General features: G+C 64.1%; 2 protein-coding genes. Both read right to left on the bottom strand.

Going from position 1 to position 3,701, the window contains the following annotated elements; all coding sequences use genetic code 11:
* Positions 1-2,105, bottom strand: a 2,105-nt coding sequence (glgB, locus tag WA317_RS15445) for a 1,4-alpha-glucan branching protein GlgB (RefSeq protein WP_425173863.1), incomplete at its 3' end; no start/stop codon positions are given.
* A gap of 7 nt (positions 2,106-2,112) precedes the next feature.
* Positions 2,113-3,701, bottom strand: a 1,589-nt coding sequence (locus tag WA317_RS15440; protein WP_425173862.1) for a maltotransferase domain-containing protein, incomplete at its 5' end; no start/stop codon positions are given.

Here is a 3,701-nt window from a genome sequence, read left to right as displayed (position 1 = left end):
AGGTTGCCGATACCGGCACCGTGGTAGATCGTGGCGTCGGTGTTGAGCACCTCGCGCCAGCGCCCGGCGGAGGGCAGCCCGAGCCGGTAGCCGCTGTGCTCCGCACCGGAGAAGTTGAACACGCAGGCCAGCACCGAGCCGTCGCTGCCATAGCGCAGGAAGCTCAGCACGTTGTTGGCCGAGTCGTTGGCGTCGATCCAGGAGTAACCTTCCGGGCTGGTGTCCTGGCTCCACAACGCCGAATGGCTGCGGTAGATGCCGTTGAGGTCGCGCACCAGGCGCTGGATTCCCTCCGAGAAACCGTTCTCGTCGAGCTGAAACCAGTCCAGACCCCGTTCCTCGGACCACTCGGCGCGCTGACCGAACTCCTGGCCCATGAACAGCAACTGCTTGCCCGGATGCGCCCACTGATAGGCCAGCAGGCTACGCAGCCCGGAAGCCTTCATCTGGTCGTCGCCGGGCATCCGGCCCCACAGCGTGCCTTTGCCGTGCACCACCTCGTCGTGGCTGATCGGCAGCACGAAATTCTCGCTGAAGGCATACAGCATCGAGAACGTAATCTCGTGATGGTGAAAATTCCGATAGATCGGGTCGAGGCCGACGTAGTTGAGCGTGTCGTGCATCCAGCCCATGTTCCACTTCATCGAAAAACCCAGTCCGCCAACATTGGTCGGCCGGGAGACACCGGGCCACGAGGTGGACTCCTCGGCGACGGTGACGATACCGGGCGCTGACTTGTGCGCGGTGGCGTTCATCTCCTGCAGGAACTGCACCGCTTCCAGATTCTCCCGGCCACCGTAGATGTTGGGCGTCCAGCCGTCCGCGGGTCGCGAGTAGTCGAGGTAGAGCATCGACGCCACCGCGTCCACCCGCAGACCGTCGATGTGGTATTCGTGCAGCCAGTACAGCGCATTGGCCACCAGAAAATTACGGACCTCGGGCCTGCCGAAGTTGAACACGTAGGTACCCCAGTCGAGTTGCTCACCTCGTTTGGGGTCGGAGTGCTCGTAGAGCGCGGTGCCGTCAAACCGCCCCAGTGCCCAGGAGTCTTTGGGGAAGTGGGCCGGCACCCAGTCGACGATGACCCCGATGCCGGCTTGGTGCAGTGCGTCGACCAGCACCCTGAATTCGTCGGGTGTGCCGAATCGAGCAGTGGGCGCGTAGTAGGACGTGACCTGGTAGCCCCATGATCCGCCGAACGGATGCTCGGAGACCGGAAGCAGCTCGACATGGGTAAACCCCTGCTGCACAACATATTCGGTCAACTGTTGAGCCAGTTCGCGGTAGCTGAGGCCGGGACGCCAGGAACCGAGGTGCACTTCGTAGGTGCTCATCGGCTCGAACACCGGGTTGCGCTGCGCGCGCTGCGTCATCCACTGGTCGTCGCTCCAGACGTGCCGGCTCGACGTCACCCGCGAGGCGGTTTGCGGCGGCACCTCGGTGGCAAAGGCCATCGGGTCGGCGCGCTCGGTCACGACTCCGTCGGCGCCGTGCACGCGGAACTTGTACAAGCCCCCGAGTTCGAAGCCCGGCCAGAACAACTCCCAGACGCCCGAGGAGCCCAGCACCCGCATCGGTGCGTCGTTGTCGTTCCAATGGTTGAACTCGCCGATCAGGTTGACACCGTGGGCGTTGGGCGCCCACACGGCGAACGACACCCCGTCGACGACGCCGTCGGGTGTGCTGAACGAGCGCGGGTGAGCACCGAGCACCTCCCACAGTCGTTCGTGTCGGCCCTCGCCGAAGAGGTGCAGGTCCATTTCGCCCAACGTCGGCAGGAAGCGGTAGGGGTCGGCGACCACGTGCGAGTCCAAGTTGTCGCCGCCGCCGTAGCTGACCTCGAGACGGTAGTCGATCAGGTCGACGAACGGCACCGCGACGGCGAACACGCCGGAGTCGATGTGCTGCAACGGATACCGCTCGCCGCCGATGAGCGCGACGACCTCGGTCGCATGCGGTCGCAGTGCACGGATCACGGTGTGGTCGCCGTACTCGTGAGCGCCCAGAATGCCGTGCGGGTTGTGGTGGACACCGGAGACCAGGCGTTGCACATCACTGGAATCAGGGCCCAGATCGGCGCTGATCAGTTCATCGGTTGGTTTCATCGTGCGCTCACCTCCGGCGCAGCAGGGTCGGTCGGGATTCTGAGGGTATGAGCGGCATATTGATAATGTGCGCAACAGAACGCGCAGGGTCGATCCGAACGTAATTGGTTGCTCCCCATTGATATTCCTCGCCGGTTATCTCGTCTCGCACCCAGAACCGCTCGTAGGGCTCCATGCCCAGCGCCGCCATGTCCAACGCCAACATCGCTTCCTCGGCGCCGAACGCGTTCAATGTGATCACCACCAGAACGCAGTCGCCGCTGATCGGGTCGAATTTGCTGTAGGCCAGTAACGCCTCGTTGGTCACGGTGTGGAAATGAATCGTGCGTAGTTCACGCAGCGCCGGGTGCAGCCGGCGAATCTCGTTGAGCCGTGTAATGAAAGGCTCCAACGACCGGCCTTCGGCGAGCGCTTTCTCGAAGTCGCGCGGCCGCAACTCGTACTTTTCCGAATTAAGGTATTCCTCGCTGCCTTCGGACACCGCGCGGTGCTCGAAGAGTTCGTAGCCGGAGTAGACCCCCCAGGCGGGACCCATCGTCGCCGCCAGCACCGCGCGGATCGCGAACATGCCCGGGCCGTTGTGTTGGAGCACAGCGTGCAGGATGTCCGGCGTGTTGACGAACAGGTTCGGCCGTCGAAAGTCGGCCTCCTCAACATTGATCTCGCCGAACTCAGTGAGCTCCGTTTTGGAGGTGCGCCAGGTGAAATACGAATACGACTGCGTGAAACCAAGTTTGGCCAGCCCGTTCTGTCGGGCGGGCGGCGTGAACGCTTCAGCAAGAAACAGCACGTCGGGGTCGATCGCCTTGACCTGACCGATCAGCCAGGCCCAGAAGTTCGGCGGCTTGGTGTGGGGATTGTCCACCCGGAAGATCTTGACGCCGTGATCCATCCAGAGCCGCACCACCCGCAACACCTCGTCGTACAACCCGGCCGGATCATTGTCGAAGCTGAGCGGGTAGATGTCCTGGTACTTCTTCGGTGGGTTCTCCGCGTAGGCGATGGTGCCGTCCGGCAGCACAGTGAACCACTCGCGGTGATCTTTGGCCCATGGGTGGTCCGGTGCGCACTGCAGCGCCAAGTCCAGAGCGACTTCCAGATCCAATTCGCGCGCCGCGGCGACGAACTTGTCGAACTCGTCGATCGTGCCGAGCAGCGGATGCACCGCATCGTGACCGCCTTCGTCACTGCCGATCGCCCACGGTGACCCGACGTCACCCGGTGCGGCGGTCGCGGTGTTGTTGCGGCCCTTGCGGTGCACCTTGCCGATGGGGTGAACCGGCGGTAGATACACCACGTCGAAACCCATCCGGGCGATGCGTAGCAGCGCAGCGGTCGCGGTGGCAAAGGTGCCGTGCACCGGATTGCCCTTCTTGTCCCAGCCGCCCGTCGATCGCGGGAACATCTCGTACCAGGAGCTGAAGCGGGCCTGCGGCCGGTCCACCCAGATTCCGTACTGCTCGCCGCGGGTGAGCAGATCGCGCAACGGGTAGCGACTGAGCAGTTCGTCGACCTCGGGGCTCAGCGCGAGCGCGGTGCGGGTGAGCGGGTCGCCGGGGGTCTCCAGGGCCCGCGCGGCCTGGCGCAGCGGGTCGC

This window comes from Mycobacterium sp. (genome assembly GCF_049802695.1).
GTDB lineage: Bacteria > Actinomycetota > Actinomycetes > Mycobacteriales > Mycobacteriaceae > Mycobacterium.
Note: the sequence above shows the minus strand (reverse complement) of the source record. Positions and strands in the feature narration are given on the sequence as shown.